Origin of the sequence: Candidatus Mycoplasma haematohominis, assembly GCF_902712995.1 — a bacterium.
Classification (GTDB): domain Bacteria; phylum Bacillota_I; class Bacilli_A; order Mycoplasmatales; family Mycoplasmoidaceae; genus Eperythrozoon_B; species Eperythrozoon_B haematohominis.
Genome location: NZ_CACTIB010000008.1, coordinates 1 through 23024 on the forward strand (window position 1 = coordinate 1; position 23024 = coordinate 23024).

Below are 23024 nucleotides of genomic sequence, written 5' to 3' on the forward strand. Positions count from 1 at the left end.
TTATTATTCATCAAACCTAAATACTTAATATTCCCTTTAAGTAGGTTTTGGATGAAATTAATATTCCAGAAAGAAAGAACTAATTATTTAAGAGATAGCTAATTCATGTAATGATTTTGAAATTAGAAAGAGTGTTGGCTATATCTTTCTAATTTCCTTTTAAGTCTAAGTTTTTGAAAATAAATTCTCAGTACTTAAATTGCCAATTCTAAGAAGTTATTAAATTTTGCTGATAACTAATCTGCATCATGTTCTTCAATCATTTGTTCTAAAGTTTTAAGATCAATTTCATCCGAAAAAAGAATTCCTGCTAAAAATCCATCAAGCTCTCTTAATCCTTCTGAATTATGTCTTATTCCGCCTCTTGCCTTCCCTACCAATTCATCTAATCTCGCAGAAAGCTTTTCATATTTTTTCAAGTCAAATCCCACTTGCGATTTCAATCTTTCGACAACTTGCCCTAAATCCTTTTGTCTCTTTTCTGCAAGTACAAATAGTCCTTCAACCCTAACTTCCTCTTCATCATCATATTCTTTCATTATTTCCTTTATTTTTGCGAAACAAATTTCGTCTGCTGTAAGAAGTTCTCTTAACATAGACTTAATGCTCAAGTGATCAACGCCAGATCCTAATTCTTCATACGCTCCTAGTAACAACTTCTTGAACCTCTCAAAAAGCCTTATATCTTCTTCGTTTGGTTTTAATACTTCCAATTCTTTTTCTATTTTTTCAATAATTTCTTCTTCCTTGGTTCTAGTTCCGACTTTCTCCTGGGCTAAATCTGCATCTTTAAATTCAAACATCACTATACTGCTTGAGGGAGTAATATTCTCTTCCTTTTCAATTTGAAAAGTATCCTCTAAAGAAAAGCCGGACTTCAAAAATGTTTCTTCCGCATAAGAACCATAGCCAAAAACTTTTATTTGCTCAGCAGAATTGCCCTCTTCTTTAATTTCAACACTTCTTTCTCCTCCTAAAGAACCTAAATCAGTTCTACCTCACATTTCCAAACTTTCAGGAGAAACACCAAATGATCCAGAAAGTTTGTTTAAATCAGAAGAATAACCAGAAGGGCACTCAACAATTTTTAAAACTGTTCTCATGTCTTTTTCTGAGAACCTATCCTCAAAACCTTTCCTAAAAAAAGGTCAAATTCTGGAATCTACACAAATTAAACCATGCTCTTCTAAATTTTCAACAGAAAACTTAACTTCTAATTCTTCTTGTCGGTTTTCCTCTGGTTCTTCATCTAAACCAGAATTTACAAGTGCTAAAGTAGGTGTCCCAGATGAATCAGCAACTTCTAATGTGCTGCTTGTACTAAAGAAGTAGAAGATCCATAATCTAAACGTCAACCTGCATCAGAAACTCCAGATGATCCAGAAAGTTCTTTTAATTGAGGGGAATCACCAGAAAGACACTCAACAATTTTTGCAACCGTTCTCATATCCTCTCCTGGGAACATATGCTCAAAACTTTTCACAAAGAAAGGTCAAACTTTAGGGTCTACGCAAATTAAACCATGTTCTTTTAAGTCAACAGAAGATTTAACTTCTAACTCTTGTTGCTTTTCTTTCTCAAGTTCTTCTCCTGAACTGGAGCCTACAAGTGCTACAGTAGGTGTCTGAGTAAGATCAGAAGCAACTTCTACTGAACTGATGCTATTAGGGGGGGGGTTTGGGTTTTAAAACATCCTCAACAATACAAGAAACCGAAACTTGTTAGTACAAAACTGAAAACTGTAAAAAGACCTATTCCAAGTGCTATGAACATGAAATATTCAGCCTAAAAAGCAGAAATTTTATACATAAACTATTTGAAAATAAAAAAAATTATTTCAAGTTTAATTAACCTTTCAGATCTTCCTCTATTGCTTCAATAAATAGAAATATAGAAAAACTACTGCAAAAAAGAAAAATTTAAATCTTAAGCGCAAAGATCAGAGAATCTGGAATAATGTTTAATTTTCACACTTTTATTCTTTCCGGTAACAGGATCTTTATATTCTTCGTATTTTCAACACAGCTTTCTTGGCTTATCTTTTTGAACATCAGTTTCTTCGTAATTTTTCAAGAAATCTTCAAAAGTTAAACCAAGAGGGCAAGGTTTAGGTTCGGTCATTAAACTAGCTTCCTCTCTTTCTCTTAATTCATCTTCAAGAAATAAATTAAATATTTGTGGATAAGCATCACAAACACTTCCACAAGGAAATGAAACAAGCCCCAAAATTCCTTCTACAAACATAATCTAATAATTTACGAAAATTTATTTTAAGTACGAACGGTCAAAATGAAAATTTTTTTTAAATAAATTTATTAAATTTCCCTAAATTTAAAAAAAATTACTTCTCAAACGATAAAAATTAACAACTATGGAAAAGTATTAAATTAGATTGCCCTTAATTAAATTTTTGTTGATGTCTAATCCTGCTCATCATGCGCTTTGATAATTTCTTCTAATTCTTTAAGATCAATATCTTCTCCTTTTGCAACAAGAATTTGTCCTAAAAAAAGATCAATATTTCCATAACCTTCTTCAATATCAGTTCTTAACTCTTCTCTTGCTTGTCTTACCAATTCTTCTAGTCTCTTAAAAAGATCTTCGTATTTTTTCGAGTCGTCTTTCTCTACCTTCGCTCGCAATCTTTCAACAATTTGTGCCAAATCCGGTTTTCCCTTGTCTTCAAATGAAGGAAATTCTACAGTCTTCATTCCTTTTCCGACAAAAACTTCCTTGTCCATCTCTTGAAGCAAAATACCTTCTTCGCTAATTCCATATAAAGAAGAACTTGCTGCCTCAGAATCACAAAAATCGGAAGAAAAATATGCATCATTTGAAACTGATTCTACGTCTAGAACTACATCAAAACCACTCTCTCCAGCTTCAAATTTACTGTCTCTTTCTCCTTCTGATTTCTTTAAAGAAATAAAATCGAGTTCTCCTCTCATGGATCAGGTTGAATAAGAATCTCCAGATGATCCAGAAAGTTGTAAATCAGATTTTCTTTTCACTACTCAATTTGAATGAGAAGTTCCCGATAATCTAGGAAGTTCTTTTGTTGATTTAGGTGAAGCACCAGAAACACACCCAAAAACTCCTAAAATTGCTCTGATCTGATCATCTGAAAACTTATTCTTGAATCCGTTCCTAACAAAAGTTCAAACACTAGAATCTACACAAATTAAATCGTACTCTTTTAAATCAATAGGAGACTTAACTTCTAATTTTTCTTGATTATGTTCTTCACCTAAATCAGAACCTATAAGTGCTACAGTAGGTATCTGATGCTGATCCGGAGCAACTTCTACTGAACTGATTTCATTAAAGGGGGGGTTTGGGTTTTAAAACACCCTCGGCAATAAAGAAAACCAAAACTTGCTAATACAAAACTGAAGACTGTAAAAAGACCTATTCCAAGAGCTATAAACATAAGCTATTTTGTGTTTGAAAGCTCAGAATTTTATACATAAACTATTTGAAAATAAAAAAAATTGTTTCAAATTTCACTAACTTTTAGATCTAATTTTTGAAGAAAACAAAGACAAAATCTATTCTTGTTTAATTTCTTAAAGAGATAAAAAAATAGTCTAATTTTTAATTTAACTTCTTACATCCAAAACCATCCTTTCAATTCTTTGCGCACTCACCAAGATTCTCTAAAAAACACTTTAGTTTTTCCAAATTTATTGTTTGCTCATCGACCATAATAAGCTCACTTAAAAGACTATTAGCATTTTGCGTTCTAAATCAAATATTTTCTTTTAGTGCTTTCTGCACTTCTCTTGTCAGTTCTCTTAGTTCGTTAAGAAGATCTCGTCTACTTCTTTTTCCTGCATTTATTACTGTCACTTTTGCCCGACCCGGAGCTTCTGTTTTCTTAACAGTTGCTACACTCAATACAGCTGTCAACTCATTTACAAGTTTTTCTAATATTTCATCTTCTTTTTCTCGTTTTATCTTTTCAGCTAATCTTTTTGCTTCTTCTTCTTTAGCTCGCCTTTCTGCCTCCATCCTTTTTTGTTCCTCTTGAGCCTTTCTTGCTGCTTCTTCTTCCTGTCTTTTTTGTTCAAGAAGCTGTCGCTCTCTTTCTTCTTTTTCCTTTTTTTCTCTATCTAATCTTTCTTGTTCTTCTCTTTTTGCTTGTTCTTTATCTAATTTTTCTTTTTCCTGTAATCCATTTTGTTCCTCCGCATCTTTAGGTTTTCTTATTTTGCTTTCTTCTTCTTCTTTAGACTCTAACTTCTCTGCTTTTGTTTCTTCTAAACTAAGATTTTCTGGTGCTACTATTAAATCTGTTTTCTGAAATGAAACTGTTAATGTAGATCTACCATTTAGGGGGGGGGTGCAGGATTTAGAACCAAAAAGTGCTCAACCAAATAAACAAGAAATTCCAGTTACTGCAAAACCGAGAAGAGTAAAAAAACCAATACCAAGGGCTATAAACATGTATTGTTTAGCTTAAAATATCGAAATTTTATATATGTGCGTATTTATTTCAAGTTTCACTAAGTTTTAGATTTAATTGGTAATTCTAAAAAGAAAATTGGATTTTATCTGGTAGTCAATCTTCCTTATACATTTTTAAAAGTAATCCTGTTGCTTCAAGACCAACTTTGTCAGCTGTAAAAATTTCTTTTAAAAAACCGCCCCAATCTCCATAACCTACTCCAGTATCATCTTAGGCATCGCTACGTCACTTATCACATCCTCCACCAGATCAACCCATTCACATTCTATCTCCGCACCCCATAAAATTCCCCAAAGCATACCTTAACTGCCGAGAACTCAGAACTTGTCCGTCTCCTGAAGAAACACTATCTAAAATCTTGGCAACGCCTCATTCATCTTGCGATCCTAATTTATCTCTTGCTTGAGTAGATAATCTTGCTAATTGTTCAAAAATTTCTTCTCTATCTCTTTTTCCGCCACTTCTTCTTGGTCTTGATTTTTTCAAAGTATTTTTATCTTCTCCACCTCCCTCCATACTATGTGCTTCCAACGCTGATTCTAGAAATTCTGATATTTGTTCTAAAGCTTGCACTACTTCTTCCTCATCTCTCTTTCCATTTTCTTCATTTACTAATCTCTGAAGAGAATTTCAATATCCTTCTTCATACTCTCATGCTTTCTTTTCAGCTTCTGCTTTCTGTTTAGCTTCTTTGCTCTGCCCCTCTTCCTTCTTAAGTTCTAAACTCTCTTCTTTTAAGCCGGGATCTACTTCTGCTACTGTTGGTTCTTTTGCTTGATAAGAAACCGTTAATAAATCTCTGTTGTTAGAGGGGGGGTTGAGCATTTAGAGCCAAAACATCCTCAACAAAATAAAACACCAATTGCTGTTACTGCAAGACTAAAAATCGTAAAAAGACCAATACCAAGAGCTATAAACATGAGTTATTTTTGTGTTTGAAAGCTCAAGATTTTATACATAAAATTATTCAAAAATGAAAAAAAATTATTTCAAATTTAATCGATTATTTAGATCTAATTTTTGAAATAAACAAAGACAGAATCTATTCCCATTTAAAGTACTCTAAGGCGCAAGACAAGTAGTTTCTATATATCAAATAAAAGGAAAAAAGATATATTTTCAGAGATGCAAGCAAAAACCTAAATCAGTTATTTAAAAGGAGTTAAGCAAAACAAGTTATGTTATTTACAGCCAGCAAGAGAAAAATTATGAAGTTAGTTCTTTCCTTCCTAACAGAAGAGGAAGTTAAGAAATTAGCTGTAGATATAAATGGAATATATACCTTTCAGGAGCAAATGGATGGAGGTTTTTCAGACTTAGTATCTATTCATGGTCGAAGAAGAGCAAAAAAAGAAATAGAGAAAACTATAGCTGCTTTTAGAGCTAATGCGGCTGTCTCAAAAGACAGATACGATACAAGTGGTTTTAAACTAGTAGATGATTTAAGAAAAGTATTATTTAGAAAGAGTTTTGAAGACAGAATGTTAGAGTGATTCGACAGAAAAAGATTAAGAGAAATTAGAGAAAGAGCGGAAGAATTCTATAAATTACATCCTGAATTAAGGCCTAGAAAATAAATTTATATTTTTAGTTTTGAACATATCAATTGAACAACTATTGGGATAACAAGTGTATAAAAAACAAATTTAAAAAGATTTATAAATATATTCTTTATAAGTGTTTTCCTTGTACAGAAAAAATCTTCAAATCAGAAAATAAGATTTTCTTTTTTTCAATCATTAAGATCCTCTTCTTCTGCTTCTTTCTGTTTTTTTTCTTCATCTAATTTTTTTTGGTATCTATCTCATTTGTCTTTTTCAACAGCTTCCAAATAACCTAAATAACTATCTCTATCTTTCTCTTGTTGCTCAGCTAATTTTTTTTCTTGTTCAGCAAGTTCTTTCTCTCTTTCTTCAAGCTCTAATTTCTCTTCTTTATTTAAATCAGGTTCTATAAGCGCTACTGTCGGATCTTCTGATTGATGCGAAACCGTTAATGAACTTCTGTTGTTAGAGGGGGGGTTGAACATTTAGAGCCAAAACATCCTCAACAAAATAAAACGCCAATTGCTGTTACAGCAAGACTAAAAATCGTGAAAAGACCTATTCCAAGAGCTATAAACATAAAATATTCCGTTTAGAACAGCAGAAATTTTATACACAAAAATATTTGAAAATAAAAAAAATTATTCCAAATTTAATCTAATATCCAGAACTAATTTTTGAAAAAACTAATAGTTAATTAAAGAATACTTTTCAATTTATCAACCATATCTAATTTCTCTCAAGGTAAATCTAACTCTTCTCTACCAAAATGACCATAACAAGCTAACTTAGAGTATTTAATAGGTTTATTAAATAACTCATATATCTCTGCAAACTTAATAGGAAATACTTTAGGAATAATACTCTTTAAATCATGTAAAGAATCAGTATTCTTAATAATTATTAATGGTTCTGCAGAACCATAATGAAATACAAGTTCTAACTCTAAATAACTACATAGTCCAGCAGCAACAATATTCTTACACATTCATCTAGCATAATAAGCTCCTAATCTATCTACCTTAGTTAGATCCTTACCAGAATATCCTCCACCTCCATGTCTAACACTAGTACCATAGGAATCTACTATTAGTTTCCTATTAGTTAAACCTGTATCAGCATCTAATCCTCCTATTACAAACTTACCTGACTGATTTATCAATAAATCAGACTTATCAAAAACTAAAGAGTATTTATTTAAAGAAGGAAGCACTACCTTGCTATATAGCTCTTCTTTAAATAAACCTAGATCTACATCTATATCATGTTGAACAGACAATATAAGAGTCCTAATCTTCTTATCCTCTATAACAACTAGACTCTTACAGTCATACTTACCTCCAACTATCTCATTATTACTAATACAGTTATTTAGTGTTCTAGTTAAATCAGTAGCTACATTAAAAGCTAAGGGCATATAGTTGGTAGTCTCATTACTTGCATAACCTAATACAACACTTTGATCTCCAGAGACTATACCTCCTTCTATAGAAGTAGATCTAATATCTAAACTCTGTTCTTTTAAATTAGAAACAATACTGAATCTACTTACCTCATATCCTAGATTCAGTAATATTTCGCTTACTATTCCTTCAACATCTAATTTTTCCTTATAGGAAGTTGTTAGTTCTCCGGCTACTACTATTAAATTCTGAGAAGTCAATACTTCACAAGCAAATTGTGCTCTTATATCCTTCTCTAGTACTACTTCCAATAACTTATCTGCAATAACATCAGCTATTTTGTCTGGATGTCCTAATCCTACTGATTCAGATACTTGTATTTTCAAATTAAATTACTTAATTAAATGAGAAGCATAGAAAGCTACCATTGCTGCATTATCTCCAGAGAATTTCTTATCAACTACAAACACATCAGTATTTATTTTCTCTAATTCTTCTCTTAAATATTTATTAGCTGCTACTCCTCCAGAAACATATACACAACGAACATCTTTCTTGTTAATTCAATATTTCAATTTACTTATCAAGCCATCAATAACTCATTTTTGAAACATAGTAGCTACATACTCATTTCTATTTTCTATCCCTGTTCTATCTATAAATTTACACAATCTAACAACTGCACTAAGTATTCCAGAATAGCTAAATCTCTGAGCTGGATTAGTCTTATGTTTTAATAAGTTAGGTACTTTCCTATCTCTATTGAATAAAGCATCTATAGCTGCACCTCCTGGATACTTAAGTCCTAACTCTCTGGCTACCTTATCATATACCTCTCCTATAGCATTATCTGCTGTATCTTCTAATAATTCAATATCAGTAAAACTATTTACAAAATATAAGGCAGTTGTTTTCCCGGAGATAACTAAAGCTAAGAAAGGGAATTTAATAGGAGAAGTTAATCCTACAGAAAATATATGACTATATATATGATCAACGGCTATTAATGGTTTATTGCTTGCTAAAGATAGTGTCTTAGCAAATACTTGTCCTACTAATAAACAACCTACTAAACCTGGTTGACTTGTATAGGCAATATGGGTTACTTCTCTTCAGTATACTCCAGTTCTAGCAAGTAGTTCTCTTATTGAAGGCAATAGATATTTCTCATGTTCTCTTGCAGCTAATTCGGGTACGACTCCTCCGAAATTAGCTTGCAATTCTGCTGAGGAGATAACTATACAATCTAATAATTTATTGTTTCTGACTAGAGCTACTGAAGTATCGTCACAACTAGTCTCTATTCCTAAAATTAAACTACTTTTCACCTAAAGATGTGCCTTAAATTTTTCGAAGGCTATCAACATATCACTTTTAGTTTTAGAGCTGAAAGAGGATTCATATAGATTTTTTATATCTTTGCTTGTACTTTGTACTCACGGAGTTGCCATTGCCCGTCTTCTTAGTTGTTTCATTTTTTCTTGTTTATCTTTGTCTGTAATTGAACCCATCTCAGAATCATCATTGAAGTATCTTCTAGCTGCATGGGTATGTAAGTTTCTTAATACTGGAGTATACCGGACATAATCAAAGTTCTGAGTTGGTTCATATAAATATTCTTCGCTAGTTTCATCATGTGTATCATTCTTGCTAATACTCAATATCTTTCTACCTTTATTATGCCCATTCATAAGCATTTTTTTGTAAAACTCATAAACTTTTTCTATTTTTGTTTCACTCAATTTATTAGAGATAACTATGAAATCTAGGAAATAGATATCAGTCTCTATATCTACTAAATGTAAATCATGTGGGACATAATTAAGTCCTAAATTACCTCCATATGAAGTGTATAAACAATCAGCGTTATACATGATAGCTCCCTTTATATCTCCATATGCCAAACTATCAACTAATGCTGAAGAATAAGGAGATAAAAATAAGAAATTAGAGCCCATCTTATTTTTATTTAAATATTTAAGTAGTTCTGTATATGTGTCGTATATAGAAGAGTGATCTCTATACAGTCCTGGAGCGGGATTAACACTTTTTTCTCCAGCTACAAATCTAGATAAAGAGAGAACAGTCCTGGGATCATCCATTAACCCTAATTTAGACTTTCCATTTTTAGAATAAAACCTACTATCCTTAGATATTTCTTCTACTAATGTTTTTCAGGTTACTTTTTCTTTTAAACCTTCTATTTCTGAGCCCCTATAACAAAAACTCAACTTATTCATAAAATAAGGAATCCCATATCTAATTAGATTAGGATTAGACTGAAGAATAGCTCTAACAATTCCAGAGAAAAGAGAGATAGCCTCCCATCCATTGTCTATCTTTTCATAATTTGCGGCCTTGTCATACTCCTTATCGTGAGTATGCCTCGTGACCAACTTCAACTTCTTCCAATCTATCTCATTAACCAAATCAGATTCCATTAGTTCTTCCAGAATAGAAGTGCTAACTACAGACATATCATAGATTCCCTTGCTGAATCTATCATGTACTACCTGATCATGAATAAAGTAATCTAGATATATCTGATATTCATTATTAGCATCAACAGCTAATTCAGGAGCTATGTAATCTTCATATATGCCAAAAATTATCGGATCCTTGGGTGCGTTAGCATACTTGACTACCATTAAGCTTGAGAAAGAAGTTCCTCACGCAAATGTTCCTAAAGCGCATTTATGGAATAAGTTAAGCATTTTCTTTATTCTTATTCCTAAACATCTGGTAACAATTAAATCCTAAAACAATAGTAGTTACGCCTACTATCACTAAAGAGCCAAAAACAGAGGCTCATATTTTAATGCCCGTTTTCATGCTGTATAACTCAGTAGAGATGGTATTTACACCTCCTCTAACTAAATTAGTAATGATGTAATCATCAAAAGAAATAGTGAAAGCCAGTAATGCGGCGCCTAATATATTTGAAACCAAACTAGGTAGTATTACGTAGATAATGGATTCAAAAAAATGGAAATTCAAATCATAAGAAGCCCTGAGTAAATTGATATTCAATTTACTTAATTTTGGATATAAAAAGATCACTACATAAGGTATTTGCAAAGCTATGTGGGTAAGAATTACAGTAAAAAAACCTAAATTAATACCCAGGGGAACTATCAGAGTAGCAAATAAAAAGGAGAAAGCTATGGCTTGTACTATATCTGGACAAGAAATAGTTATGTTACAGAATAAGAATGTATATTTTTGACCCTTACCATAGTTTTTTCAGATACTAACAGTAGTCAATAAACCTATAAATAAAGAAATAGGAATAGAAATAAAGGCAATTATTAAAGAATTGACAAGAGAAGGGCCTACATTAGTACTATCTAAGCTAGTAGTAAAGAATTCCACATAATTCTGAATTCCATTAAAGGAACCTAATACAGTAGGAACAGTGCCCTTAGTAGATTTCTCATTAAAAGACAGGAATATAAAACAAATAAGAGGAACATATAAACCAAAAAGAACAATAAATAAGAACCATTTCTGAAACAATCTTCTCCAAAAATTAATATCAGTAGCATTAAGCCAAAAGTTAACCATGAATTGAAAATCTACCGAACCTCCTATGTAAATCTCTTTTTATTTTTACGAATATAGACTTAAAACCATAGAAACAACAAAATATGACAAACATTACATAGGCAATGAACAAAGTAACAAAAGACAATCTATTGTTTGAGATAGATCCAGTATTTCCTGACTGAACCAAAGAATGAATGTTCTGGGCTATCAATTTAGAACCTTGCTCGCAGTTAAGAAAATCAGCCACACTAATAGAAGTAACAGCGGGCAAAAAAACTAAGAAAAAAACAGCAACAATGGATTTCTTAGTATAAGGAATAACTATCTTAATAGCTGATTCCAACCTACTACTTCCCAAATCTAAAGAAGCGTTAATTATATTTTTAGGAATGCTGCTAATAATGTTGTAGAAATTCAATATAGCTATAGGCAAATATATATAAACAAGACCAATAATTACATAAGCAAGACCTCTAGTACTATTCACATCTCCATAGACTAAATCAAAGAAACTCTTTAATCCAACTAACTTAACAAAGAAACTACTTCATAGAGGAGCAGTAACTAGAGAAACAATAAGTACTTTAAAAATAGAACTCTTTAAATTAGCTACTAAATAGGCAAATGGATATCCAATAACCATAACTATTAACAAGGTTCAAGTTGCTACCCAAAAACTTCTGATTAAGGAAAAAAGTAAACCTATATGAACAAAAGCTGTATTATCGATGAAAGAAGATCCTTGCTCGACTGAAACTGCTTTAAGAGCAAGTATCAAGAAAGGAATAAATGTAAATAAGATTACAAAGAAATGAAAAAAAACAAGATAAGGATTATATTTTTTAATCTTCTCAAGTGCCAAATAAAACATTTCTGTTTAAGGCACTTTCATGACGTGTACGTCCATAGAATCTCATACAAGACCTATTCTCTTTCCTATAGACACCTCATCTATATTCTCAACGTAAATAATCTCATTTAAAAATCTACATCTAAGTTCCCATAATTGACCCTTATATATGGTTTCTAGCACTGTCACGGTCACTAAACCTTTGTCTTCATCGACAACGTCATAATCCTCTGGTCTAATCATTACATTAACTGGTTCATTAGCTTCAAAACCAGTGCATACATCAGTAGTAAACTCATTATTGCCAACTAATATCACTCCTGGTCTTAAATATGTACCACTAAAAATATTAGCTTTACCCATAAAAGTAGCTACTCATGTGTTGACTGGTGAATCGTATAGTTCAGAAGGAGTACCTATTTGTTCTATCTGTCCTTTCCTTAAAACAACTATCTTGTCTGAAAGAACTAAAGCTTCCTTCTGATTATGAGTGATCAACAAGAAAGTAATCTTCAATCTTTTATGTAGATTCTTTAATTGAAGTTGTAACTTTTCTCTTACTTCTTCATCTAAAGCGGATAAAGGTTCATCTAATAGTAGTATCTTGGGTTCTGTAATAATAGCTCTAGCTAAAGCTACTCTCTGTCTCTGTCCTCCAGATAAAGTATCATGACTAGCTTGTTCTTTCCCTTCTAGACCAACTAAATTAATAATTCTTTGAACTCTAGTCCTTATCTCCTTCTTATTTAGTGGTCTCTTTGTGTACTTATTTATTAGTTTTTTCTGCTTTAGTACTGAGTAATACTCTCAATATGATCTCCAGTAATCTAAATCATTAATCTGAGCATTTATATTTTTCAATAACAAAGAGTGTCACTTGTGTGATCATGTGCCTTCCTTTAAATTAGCTAACTTTTTAGTTAACTCTTCCCTTTTAGTAAATAACACATTCACTCTGCATGATAAGACTGCTAATTTATTCCTAGACTTAGTTCTAGATTTATCTATTTGTGCCTGTATAGTCTTATGAATATTGGCAGATATATTTTCTCTATCTGTAAACATCTTTCTTAGACCAAAAGCAATATTCTCAAAAACATTCATGTTTGGGAATAAAGCATAGTCTTGAAAAACAGTAGCTGTTGGTCTTTGATTTGGAGGCATATCTTTTATATCTATTCCATTCAACAATATCTTTCCCGAATCAGGCTTAATAAATCCAGCTATTAGATTAAGTATTGTAGATTTACCTGAACCAGAAGCTCCTAGTATGGATACAAAGGAACCCTCTTCTATGTCGAGATTAAACTTCGTTAGAACCCTATTGTTTTCTGAATAAGACTTATTTATATCTTTAAGAGAAATAAAAGTAGACAACTCTACCTATTGTTTTTGCTGCTGATCAAGCGCTTTAAAGTTTTTATCTAGTTCTTGGTATGCAATCATTCTGCTATCGTCTATTAACTTAAATGACTCATCTGTCTTATATTTATATTCTTTTAATCTTGAAATTCTACTACTAAAAGAAATAAATTTCTGTTGTTTCTTATAAATTTCTCTCTGATAGAACTCTAATTTCTCAATTACTGCTTGTAAATAAATAGTTAGATCTAATACTAGTGTTTCAAACATAATAGTTCTGTTAGTCAATATATAAGAGATCTTGTCTTGAATATCATAAGCTGCTTTAAAGTCACTTGCTAGATTAGTTTCCTGTATTAAAGCAAGTATTGAATATAAATGTAAATGTAATCTAGTTAATTCTTCTACTTGCTCATCAGAAGCAAGAGGGGCTCTAACACATTCCTGTGAAGCTATTTCTGGTTCTTTAGTTAGAGAAGATAAATAATGACCGTGTTGTTCAGGATCAAACTGAAAACCTGCACTTTCTTCATCTAATTCTGAAGCTAGTCTTTCTTTTATTAAGTTAGATAGTTTTTTTGTTTGCTCCTGTTTTTCTTCCTCTTCTTTATTTAATGGAGCAAGAGCTGAAAGTCTTTTTCTTTCATACTTAGACGGTAAGTACTCAATACTTGCTGGTATAGGAGGAAGAGATAACTTTTTAAGTTCTAGAACTGGTTCTTGTTCTGAGAAAAGTAACTTAGCACTCTTCTTATGTTTTTCGAAACAAGGAAGATGTTTTAATTCGGGAATATCAGTATTCCTTCTTTCTATTTGCTCTGAGTTGTAGTATGGTTTCTCCTGATTTTTAGACTTAAAGAATTCCATTGTCTTATTGTTGTTGTGATTGTGGAGCTACATCTGCTGGTCATTCATGTCTATCTATAACTGTTTCTGGAATTTCATTAGACTTAGATTCTTCTTTAGGAGCTACTACAGGACTTGCTCCTTTTCTAAGGAAAGTACCACAATCTAACATAGTTTCTTCTGGATCTATTTCTCCTATTAATGGTTCTTCAAAAATATCAGCATGAATAACTGACATAACCTTTGAGAACTTTTTAAAGTTTATCTCTGTTAGATATCTAGATCTACCAACATAAGCAACACACTTTTGTGGTTTAAATAGGGTTTCAGCTTCAAACATAGGACAAGTTCCATCTTTATCAAACGGACTAGAACAGAAAGGAGAAAAGATTTGTCTTATTGTGAAACAAACTCTATTGAATAAATATAAGTTTCAATATTGTTTTTCATAAGTATGAGCTCCAATTTCATCTGTCTTAACAAAATGACTAACATGAGCATATTTCTGGAATTTAAGGAAGAATTTATATTCTCTTGTTTGTCTTTTAGCTACTTCTTTAGCATCAAATCCTATTTCTTCTACATCTTCAAAGAAGTTAATAACTCCCTTTCTGATATCGTTTTCTTTCTTTAAGTATTTCTTTTCAGGAACTGCACTACTTGAAACATCTATTTCTGGTTCAGGTAATTCAGAAGATTCAACTAAACCTTCTTCAAAAGTTTTTTCTGGATCTAAAGAAATCTCTTCATTTATTTCTTCTCCTTCTGTCTCTTCTTTAATTTCATCAGTGTTTTCGCTTTCTTCTAAATCTGCTGTTTCAGATGCTGTTTCAGATGCTGTTTCAGATGCTGTTTCAGATGCTGTTTCAGATGCTGTTTCAGATGCTGTTTCAGATGCTGTTTCAGATAATTCAGAAGTGGATTGTTCTGAATTATCTACTTCCCTGTCTTTCTCAGAATCATCAACTAAACCAAACAAAGTCTCTCCGAACATATCAAATTATGAAATATCTTCATCAGTTGAAGACAAATAAAATTCTATATTCTTAGTGATAGTTTTATTAATACTTATCAATTCTTGTTCGATGTCTGCTTCTATAATGAATGGATTTTCTTCCCTTCCAGGTTTCAAAAAAGAATCATCACTATAAGAAAAATTAGAAAATTCTCCTTTCATTGCAGCACTTCTGCTTCATAACTTTCTACCATATTTCTTAAAAGAAATTATCTCTCTCAATAGTTCAGTAAGAGTTATTTTCTTAATTACTCTTTTAGCTAATTTATTCTTCTTAACCATAATCTAGCAGCTACATCTAAAAATAAACTCTAAAGCTAATCTAATCAAACAATCTAAATCTGACTGTCTTTTCTCTAATAAATAATGTTGGACATCTAAAAAACCAGGATCTCTTACTGCATATAAACAAATCATATCCCTATTATGTCTCAAAGCTATTTCATATAAAGCAAAAGCTTTCTTATCAAAACAAGGAGAAGTTATTTTTCCGCTTGGAAGAGGAGGAGCTCCAAATACATTAGATACAGAATAACAAGAAACAGGCATTAAATTTTCCACATATTTTTTAGATAAATCTAATATTCTTTTTTACAACCTCTTATCTAACTCCAATGATTTCTTGTTCTGAAAATCATTTAGATTCAACAAAGATCTGTAATCGCTATCGCACTTAACTGCCGTAACTAATACATGATCTCCATCATGTACTCTCTTAGAATCATGTCAACAATAACAATAACCAACATTAACAATTAAATCTAAATCTTCAAAAAGAAATAAATCTTCTGTTCTCAATGCGACTGAATCTTTATTTGAACCTATAAAAAAAACTTTTACTAATGAACCTTTATAGTCGCCTTGATAGGCATGCATTCCAAAGAGATTATCTAACTCCCTTGTGTCTTTCAATAATTCATAGATAACAAAATCTAACCTTGCTGGATCATCAATCACCAGTGCAATATTCATAATTTGTTCAAATATCCAGTTCCAAAATCCCTATTTAATCAAACATTTTCCAGTCATTTCTGAAGGTTGTTCAACTCCAAGGAGATATAGAAGGGTAGGGGCAATATCTCCTAATACGCCATCATCTCGTAGAGATAAGTCTTTTTGGCAAACAATAAACGGAACTAGGTTAGTTGTATGCGCAGTATGTGGTTTACCATCTTCGGTTATCATAACTTCAGCATTTCCGTGATCAGCTATAACAACTAACACCCCACCTAACTCTTGAATTCGCTTATAAATTCTTCCTATCTGTGTATCAACTGTCTCGCAGGCCTTAATAGTCGCATCTAAAGAACCACTATGTCCAACCATATCTGGGTTAGCAAAATTAAGTATTACTAAATCTACTTTGTCTAGCTCAGCTAATAAAGCATCGCAGACTTCGGGAGCTGACATCTCTGGCTTAAGGTCATAAGTAGCAACTTTTGGAGATGGAATAAGTATTTTCTTCATCTTTGGATACTCAACTGTCTTACCCCCATCAAAGAAATGAGTAACGTGAGGATATTTTTCAGTTTCCGCAATTCTAAGTTGAGCAAGCCCTGCTTGATGCAAAACTTCTCCTAAAGTGTTTTTGATGTCAAAAGGTGGGAATAGTGTTGCGGTTAAATTTATCTTTTCATAATCCATTAAGGAAAATAGAGCAACATTATTTAATTGTTTTGATGGAACATAGTCATATAGGTCTTTAGAACCTACAAGCATATGAGAAATCTGTCTTGCTCTATCTGGTCTGAAGTTTAAGAAAACTACTACATCATTGTCTTCGATAGCTAAATTCTCGGATTTAGAAGAAATGGCAGGTTTTATAAATTCATCGGTTGTTCCCTCTGTATATGATTTCTTAATGTATTGAATTGGATCATCATAGGTTACGGTTCTGTCTGTCCCAACTAGGTACTTAAATACTTGTTCCTCTCTATCTCAGTTTTTATCTCTGTCCATAGCGAAATATCTACCAGAGATAACTCCCATACTTCCTCCTGTTTGTTCAACAGTTTCAACTATTTTTAAGAAATCTGTTTGTGCAGCATTAGGAGAAACATCTCTACCATCTGTGAAAGCATGAAGAACATAAGGCTGATTTTTAGATTTACACAACTTAGCAAATTCAATGAAGTGATTCATATTGGAGTGAACTCCACCTTCAGAGATAAGAGATAGGAAGTGTAGCTTACATTTTCTCTCTTTAACTAAATCAAAGAATTGAATAACTGCTGGTTGTTGACCTAATTCTCCTTTCTTAATGCAATTGTTAATAAGTGATAATCCAGTGAATACTACTCTTCCTGCACCTAAATTTATGTGTCCAACTTCAGAATTACCCATTTGTCCATCAGGTAAACCTACAGCTTCTCCTGAAGCACTAAGAGTGGAATTAGGATAATTAGCTACTAAGTAATCTATAGTTGGTGTTTTGGCTAGTAAAGGGGAATTACCAACCTTATTTTCAGTTAGACCCCACCCGTCCATAATACATAGGACTACTGGCCTATAACTTTTTGTCATGATACAAATTTAAAGTAAGCAAAAACAACTACCGAATATCACTTTTCTGTAAATTTGCTTCAAAATTACTTTATTTAAGGGTGGCCATATCTCAAAATTCTTCAATCTTCAAGCTAGCTCCACCAACGAGAACTCCATCAATATTTGCTTCATCTAAATAAGTCTTGTAATTCTTAGCATTAACTGACCCTCCGTACAAGAATCTAACAGTTGAAGCTGTTTGCGCCCCTCACTTCATAGATATAGCATCTTTTATTTGTCTCAGAATACCTGCAGCCGTAGAAGCGTCCATTGCTGATCCGCTACCAATTGCACTAATTGGTTCATAAGCGATAATTACTTTCTTTCAGTCCTCCTCACTTAAAGATTTCAACTCTTCAGTAACTTCATTCACTGGATCTTTTCCGCAACAATAGATAACTTCTAGACCTTGATCTAGAGCTGATCTAACTTTGTTGGTAATAACTATTGCATTCTGACTAAGAGCTCTACATTCTGAATGACCAATAAGAGTAGCGGGAACTTCAATAGAAGCTATTTGAGCGGCAGAAATCTGAGAAGTAAAAGCACCTTTGTCGGCAGGATGTAAATCTTGTGCCAATACTTTTATATCTGCTCCCACTTTCTGAGCAGCTTCTTTCAGATAAATATAAGGAACAGCAATACCAACTAAAGTTTTAGGGGGTTCCTTAGCCATAAGGATTCTCATTTCTTCAATGTAATTTTGAAAATCCCTGTAAAGGAAATTCATTTTCAGATTACCGAAGATGATTTTCATAATTAAAAGATGAATTGCCTAGTTTTTATTTTACAGCAAAAAACTTTTGTCAAAAATCGTGCATAGCATCCTTTTGAACAACAAGTAAAAAAGACATCCTTGAAAACAAACGACAATAAAAAAGACTGTTTTATATCTGAAATTAACTTTATGCATCTTATGACAATACATACACTCATCTACTAATTTTTCTCTACCAAAATTATCTTCTAAAGCCTTTATTATCCTGTCATTTCCTGATTTAAACATGAAATATTGAAGTAGGTTCAACAGTGAAAAGAAAGCAGCTATGAAAAATACATAGTGGGATCAGTCAAATTTTTCCAAGTCTCATTCTTGAAAAATTTTTGAGTTCTTAGGCGCGCCTGTATTAACAGCAGCATCAATACCAATTCCAAGCAACACATAGAGAATATGAACTAGAAATAGAGCGCCAAAGCCAAGAGTAGTCCAGAAATGTAAACATCTTCTTTCACAATACAAAAGATAAAGTTCTCTTATAACTGGAGTTGACTGTTTAGGAAAATCAGCTAAACACTTATTTCTTCCCAACAATCTTTTCTTGATACTCCCTGAACCTATTATCCTTGCGCACGAGAAAACAATAAACTCAGATCCAAGCAGCAAAGCAGGAAATAAACCATTAGCTCACAGTGTTTTGTCTTTACCCTGCATAGCATAATACCAATACCAAAAGAAAGCCATAGCAAGAACCAATAGCATAAAAACTAGAGTTCAAAACATTCGAACTCTTACTATGTTCCTTAAAGCTTCTTTGCAAATCTTCTCATTTCTATCCTTTATTTTCTGTATTTTCTGAGCTCTAGCTTCTGCTTCTTTACTATCTGAGGTTAGGGTTTCAGTTTGAATCTGTTCTTGTGATAAATCTTGTAAATTAAGGTCTGTCTCCATTATCTAAGTCTTGAGAACCTCAGATTTAGCGAGTGGTTTTTTCCTACTTGAAAGGGGGATAACACTGCTCATTCTTTCCAGTGTTTCATCAAACTCCCTGTTCTTTTCGTCAATTAACTTCTGTAAATCTTTATAGGCGCAATATCTATTTTTATAACTTTCTATTAACTCAGGAGTTTTAACATATCTAAATGTCTTAATAATATCTTCCAGTCTTCTTATCAAATAATCAATTTCAATGATGCTTGCAGAAAAAGCAGTATCTAGAACTTTTTGTGTATTTAAAAGATCAGTTGCTTTAAAAGTAAGACTAGAAATTTCTTGAGACAACTGAACTCCTTGTTCGTATTTACTTAAAAAATATTGATACTCCTTATCATGCACATTTTCTTGTAAAGGAGGAACCTTAGCATAAATAGAGCAATATCTATTCAATTCCTTCTCTTTTTTCAATAAATCAATATCTATCTTTGCAGCCTCTACTTTCCTATCATTAATCTGCATTACAACCTCAAAAAACTTCTTCTTGATATCATCAGAGATGTTGGAATACTCATCCTTCATTCTCTTTCCTTCACTAGCAATTGCATCCAGAACTTGAGATAGATCGGGATTTGGATCTATTTCACCCAAAGACTCAATTACTCGAGCTATTCTCTCTTTGATTTCTTGAATATCTGACACTTCGATTACTTAAGGATTTTAATTCTTAAAAACCTTTTCAAATATATTAGGTGGTAAACTAACCTTTCCAATTTGCTTCATTTTCTTCTTACCCTGTTTTTGTTGTTCTCATAACTTCTTTTTTCTTGTTATATCTCCTCCGTAGCATTTAGCAGTAACATTTTTTCTTAAAGCTCTGATATCTTCCCTACATATAACTCTATTGTTAATTACTGCTTGAATTGTTATTTCAAACAAATGTGGAGAAATATTTTCTTTAAGTTTATCAACTAATTTTTTTCCTTTTCTATATGCAGAATCTCCTGGTTCTGAAATAAATGAAAAAGAAGGAGCTATTAATCCATTTATTAGTATGTCAACTTTTACTAATTTATTTTCCTTATAACCTATCAACTCATAATCTATAACTCCATATCCATGAGTAATAGTTTTTATGGCGTCATAGAAATCCTGAATAATTTCACTTAAAGGTAATTCGTATTTAAGTGTTGCTTGATCTGCACTTAGATATTCCAAATCAACATATCTAGCTCTAAAACGTTCTAATAATTCCATTATTTTCCCTATATGCTCCTTAGGAGTATTTATTTCAGCTGCTACATAAGGTTCCTTAATAAGAGCAACCTTAGTTGGATCTGGTAAATCAGAAGGAGAAGTTAGATAGAAATATTCTCCATTAGTTAAATGAACTTCATACTTAACCGCTGGATTAGTAACAATAACAGTCATTCCATACTCTCTAGATAATCTTTCCTTAATAATCTCTAGATGTAATAGCCCTAGGAAACCACATCTACAACCAAAACCTAGAGAAGGAGATGATTCATATTGATACTCAAATGAACCATCAGAAAGAGATAATTTTTCTACTGCAGACTTAAACAAATTTTTCTTCTCTGTCTCGACTGGAAAGAAAGAAGAATAAACCATTGGTAACACATCCTCATAACCAGGTAAAGGTTCTAAACAAGGAGTATCAGCAAGAGTGATAGTATCTCCTGTCTTTACTTCCTTTAAATTCTTTACATTAGCACTAACTCATCCTACTTCTCCTGCTCTTAACTCTTTTATAGAGACCATCTTAGGAGTCTTAATACCTAAATCAATAACATCTGCTGAGTTATTGAATCTCATGAACTTAATACGATCTCCTGTTCTAAGAATTCCTTCAAATATTCGAATGAATATTATTACTCCCTTAAAAGGGTCATAATATGAATCAAAAATTAGAGCTTTAAGTGGTTTATTTACATCTGTAGAAGCAGAAGGGAATTTAGATATACAAGTATCCAGTAGAGTGTCTACTCCCATTCCTGATTTAGCTGAAATAGGTATAGCTTCTTCTGGATTTAAACCTAATTTATCTTTTATTTGTTGATGAACCATTTCTAATCTAGCAGCAGGCATATCTATCTTGTTGATAGCTACTACTATCTTCAGATTAGCTTTAAGAGCTAAAAAAAAGTTAGAGATAGTTTGTGCCTGTATTCCCTGTGTAGCATCAATAACTAGTATTGTTCCTTCGCATGCAGAAAGTGATCTAGAAACTTCATAACTAAAGTCAGCATGACCTGGAGTATCTATTAAGTTAAGCTGTGTTTCCTGTTCTGTGCCTTTCTTATAGATCAACCTAACAGCATTTAACTTAATAGTTATCCCCCTTTCTCTTTCTAGATCCATAGAGTCTAGAATTTGAGGCTTCATCTCCCTATCTGAGAGAGCTGAAGTTATTTCGATTAATCTGTCAGACAGAGTAGTCTTACCATGATCAATGTGCGCAATAATACAAAAATTCTTGATTAATGGAGGACTAGTCTTCACTAATCAATATCCAATGGTATGAAATCCACTTTAGCTTCTACAGAGTGATTATTTAAATAAGTAGCTATATGTTTGGTCTCAGTTCAATCAAATACAAGAGTTAATTGGTGATCTCCTATTCATAATCCTAGACCTCCACATTCTGCTAATAGTTCTTTATTCAATCTATAGTGGCTTCTAAAAAAAACAGTAACTGTATAGATAGTTCTCTTTACTTTAATAATGTTCTTAGCTCCTCCTAATCCCTCTAATAATTTCTTAGCTGATTCTTCTGCATTAGTCTTGCCTAGTTCTACAAACTCTTTATTGTCTGATCTCTTAGTTAAATAAAAAACAAGGAAATCATTCTGAGCAATTATAGATTTGTATTTATCTTTAACTTGTTTGCCTTTCTGAATCGATGAACTAATATTCTTGTTCACCAACTTTATTCCTGCAGCTGATTTAGTCTGAGTATCTTTAATTTTTTTAGAAATTGAACCAGCTAATTTCTTAGCTGACGCCATTTTTTCCGCTAAGCTAGCCATGATGATTTAAGAATGTGTCAGATAACTTATTAGCATAAGTATTTCATGCGCTTTTTACTACTTTACTATTGCCCTTAATAAGTTTTACTTTTAGAGTTAATTCTGAAGATATATTTATATCTCTTCCATCTATATATATCCTATAATTTTCCGATTTAGGTATCCTAATCTCTATATAGTCTTCCTCTTTTAACACTATAGGACAATCTAAGGATCTATTTTTATTTGTATTATTAGCTCCTATTTCATTAATTAATCAAAGATTAGACTCTGGAGCAAGTATAGGGCCGCCTAAAGATTTATTTTTACCAGTACTGCCTTTTTGAGTAGCTAATAGCAAACCTGAGCCTTTAAATAAATCTAAAAAAAAATTATTTATATATATTTCAGCTTCTAAAAATAGCGAACCTGAAATATATATGTCATTGAATGCATAATAGTTATTTCCTGATATCTCTAACTGCAATAACTCTATATCTACAAATTCAAGACTATTTAAATTAAGTTCAGGAATAGAAAAATCAGGAATGAAGGTTAAGTTTCCTGATTTAATTCCAATTATCTTTTTAGATTTAAAAGCATATTCTTTGGCAAAGTGTATAAAACTACCATCTCCTCCAATTACAAATAGGTATTCAAAATCATCTTCAGAGTAAATATATCCTTGTGAATTAAGAAACTTATTTAACTCTAAGAATATTGAATTATTCTGTTTTCCTTTGAAATCAAAAATCTTATACAGCAA

Annotated in this window: 27 protein-coding genes; 2 read left to right on the plus strand and 25 right to left on the minus strand. The window is 32.0% G+C overall.

The genetic code is table 4. The features are described from left to right. Window positions 1-236: 236 nt before the first annotated feature. From H6411_RS00750 to H6411_RS00765, 4 genes are all read right to left on the minus strand, one after another. On the minus strand, window positions 237-1355 hold the full coding sequence (locus H6411_RS00750; protein ID WP_216082749.1) for a hypothetical protein: 1119 nt from the start codon (window positions 1353-1355) through the stop codon (window positions 237-239). Further along, window positions 1304-1465, minus strand: coding sequence for a hypothetical protein (locus H6411_RS00755; RefSeq protein WP_216082750.1), 162 nt, complete (start codon window positions 1463-1465; stop codon window positions 1304-1306). Before H6411_RS00755 ends, H6411_RS00750 begins: the two co-directional genes overlap by 52 nt. Window positions 1466-1926: 461 nt before the next feature. Further along, window positions 1927-2244 carry a hypothetical protein gene (locus H6411_RS00760; RefSeq protein WP_216082751.1) on the minus strand — a complete coding sequence of 106 codons (318 nt, stop codon included), beginning with the start codon at window positions 2242-2244 and terminating at the stop codon, window positions 1927-1929. Between the two features lie 176 nt (window positions 2245-2420). After that, window positions 2421-3011 (minus strand): hypothetical protein, encoded by a 591-nt coding sequence (locus H6411_RS00765; RefSeq protein WP_216082752.1) that lies wholly within the window; start codon window positions 3009-3011, stop codon window positions 2421-2423. Between the two features lie 124 nt (window positions 3012-3135). Between H6411_RS00765 and H6411_RS00770 the strand changes: the two genes are divergently transcribed. After that, complete coding sequence (locus H6411_RS00770; protein ID WP_216082753.1) at window positions 3136-3345, plus strand: hypothetical protein; 210 nt, start codon at window positions 3136-3138, stop codon at window positions 3343-3345. Window positions 3346-3594: 249 nt separating this feature from the next. Here H6411_RS00770 and H6411_RS00775 read toward each other — a convergent pair whose 3' ends face one another. Together H6411_RS00775 and H6411_RS00780 are read right to left on the minus strand one after the other, a co-directional pair. Beyond that, the gene (locus H6411_RS00775) at window positions 3595-4446 is read right to left on the minus strand and encodes a hypothetical protein (protein WP_216082754.1); all 852 of its coding nucleotides are present in this window, start codon (window positions 4444-4446) and stop codon (window positions 3595-3597) included. 232 nt (window positions 4447-4678) lie between these two features. Next, window positions 4679-5293 (minus strand): hypothetical protein, encoded by a 615-nt coding sequence (locus H6411_RS00780; protein ID WP_216082755.1) that lies wholly within the window; start codon window positions 5291-5293, stop codon window positions 4679-4681. 353 nt (window positions 5294-5646) lie between these two features. On the opposite strand from H6411_RS00780, the gene H6411_RS00785 reads away from it, so the two are divergent. Further along, window positions 5647-6045, plus strand: coding sequence for a hypothetical protein (locus H6411_RS00785; RefSeq protein ID WP_216082756.1), 399 nt, complete (start codon window positions 5647-5649; stop codon window positions 6043-6045). Between the two features lie 2 nt (window positions 6046-6047). Here H6411_RS00785 and H6411_RS00790 read toward each other — a convergent pair whose 3' ends face one another. From H6411_RS00790 to H6411_RS00880, 19 genes are all read right to left on the minus strand, one after another. After that, the gene (locus tag H6411_RS00790) at window positions 6048-6497 is read right to left on the minus strand and encodes a hypothetical protein (RefSeq protein WP_216082757.1); all 450 of its coding nucleotides are present in this window, start codon (window positions 6495-6497) and stop codon (window positions 6048-6050) included. A gap of 212 nt (window positions 6498-6709) precedes the next feature. Beyond that, the gene (metK, locus tag H6411_RS00795; protein ID WP_216082758.1) at window positions 6710-7801 is read right to left on the minus strand and encodes a methionine adenosyltransferase; all 1092 of its coding nucleotides are present in this window, start codon (window positions 7799-7801) and stop codon (window positions 6710-6712) included. 6 nt (window positions 7802-7807) lie between these two features. Further along, window positions 7808-8743 (minus strand): tRNA (adenosine(37)-N6)-threonylcarbamoyltransferase complex transferase subunit TsaD, encoded by a 936-nt coding sequence (tsaD, locus tag H6411_RS00800; RefSeq protein ID WP_216082759.1) that lies wholly within the window; start codon window positions 8741-8743, stop codon window positions 7808-7810. Continuing rightward, a complete protein-coding gene (locus tag H6411_RS00805; RefSeq protein ID WP_216082760.1) occupies window positions 8744-10129 on the minus strand; it encodes a type 2 periplasmic-binding domain-containing protein in 1386 nt (461 codons plus the stop codon). After that, complete coding sequence (locus H6411_RS00810; RefSeq protein ID WP_216082761.1) at window positions 10122-10979, minus strand: ABC transporter permease; 858 nt, start codon at window positions 10977-10979, stop codon at window positions 10122-10124. The genes H6411_RS00805 and H6411_RS00810 overlap by 8 nt, the downstream gene beginning before the upstream one ends. Further along, window positions 10972-11832 (minus strand): ABC transporter permease, encoded by an 861-nt coding sequence (locus tag H6411_RS00815; protein WP_216082762.1) that lies wholly within the window; start codon window positions 11830-11832, stop codon window positions 10972-10974. The genes H6411_RS00810 and H6411_RS00815 overlap by 8 nt, the downstream gene beginning before the upstream one ends. A 6-nt stretch (window positions 11833-11838) precedes the next feature. Next, window positions 11839-13188, minus strand: a complete 1350-nt coding sequence (locus tag H6411_RS00820; protein WP_246307706.1) for an ABC transporter ATP-binding protein — start codon at window positions 13186-13188, stop codon at window positions 11839-11841. Window positions 13189-13194: 6 nt separating this feature from the next. Beyond that, window positions 13195-14040, minus strand: a complete 846-nt coding sequence (locus tag H6411_RS00825; RefSeq protein ID WP_216082763.1) for a hypothetical protein — start codon at window positions 14038-14040, stop codon at window positions 13195-13197. A gap of 4 nt (window positions 14041-14044) precedes the next feature. Next, entirely contained in the window at window positions 14045-15013 is a 969-nt protein-coding gene (locus H6411_RS00830; protein WP_216082764.1) for a hypothetical protein, read from the minus strand. 6 nt (window positions 15014-15019) lie between these two features. Next, a complete protein-coding gene (locus H6411_RS00835) occupies window positions 15020-15316 on the minus strand; it encodes a hypothetical protein (RefSeq protein ID WP_216082765.1) in 297 nt (98 codons plus the stop codon). 3 nt (window positions 15317-15319) lie between these two features. After that, window positions 15320-15595, minus strand: a complete 276-nt coding sequence (locus H6411_RS00840) for a hypothetical protein (RefSeq protein ID WP_216082766.1) — start codon at window positions 15593-15595, stop codon at window positions 15320-15322. A gap of 30 nt (window positions 15596-15625) precedes the next feature. After that, a complete protein-coding gene (locus tag H6411_RS00845) occupies window positions 15626-16006 on the minus strand; it encodes a nucleoside phosphorylase-I family protein (RefSeq protein WP_216082767.1) in 381 nt (126 codons plus the stop codon). A gap of 30 nt (window positions 16007-16036) precedes the next feature. Further along, window positions 16037-17557, minus strand: coding sequence for a 2,3-bisphosphoglycerate-independent phosphoglycerate mutase (gene gpmI, locus H6411_RS00850; protein ID WP_216082768.1), 1521 nt, complete (start codon window positions 17555-17557; stop codon window positions 16037-16039). A 70-nt stretch (window positions 17558-17627) separates the two neighbouring features. After that, a complete protein-coding gene (gene tpiA / locus H6411_RS00855) occupies window positions 17628-18335 on the minus strand; it encodes a triose-phosphate isomerase (protein ID WP_216082769.1) in 708 nt (235 codons plus the stop codon). Window positions 18336-18365: 30 nt separating this feature from the next. After that, window positions 18366-19247: a hypothetical protein gene (locus H6411_RS00860; RefSeq protein ID WP_216082770.1), complete on the minus strand. Its 882-nt coding sequence runs from the start codon at window positions 19245-19247 to the stop codon at window positions 18366-18368. A gap of 3 nt (window positions 19248-19250) precedes the next feature. Further along, entirely contained in the window at window positions 19251-19931 is a 681-nt protein-coding gene (locus H6411_RS00865) for a hypothetical protein (protein ID WP_216082771.1), read from the minus strand. 18 nt (window positions 19932-19949) lie between these two features. Then, complete coding sequence (gene lepA / locus H6411_RS00870) at window positions 19950-21752, minus strand: translation elongation factor 4 (protein WP_369408476.1); 1803 nt, start codon at window positions 21750-21752, stop codon at window positions 19950-19952. Then, entirely contained in the window at window positions 21752-22279 is a 528-nt protein-coding gene (locus H6411_RS00875) for a hypothetical protein (protein ID WP_216082772.1), read from the minus strand. Before H6411_RS00875 ends, lepA begins: the two co-directional genes overlap by 1 nt. After that, window positions 22272-23024: an NAD(+)/NADH kinase gene (locus H6411_RS00880; RefSeq protein ID WP_216082773.1), complete on the minus strand. Its 753-nt coding sequence runs from the start codon at window positions 23022-23024 to the stop codon at window positions 22272-22274. The genes H6411_RS00875 and H6411_RS00880 overlap by 8 nt, the downstream gene beginning before the upstream one ends.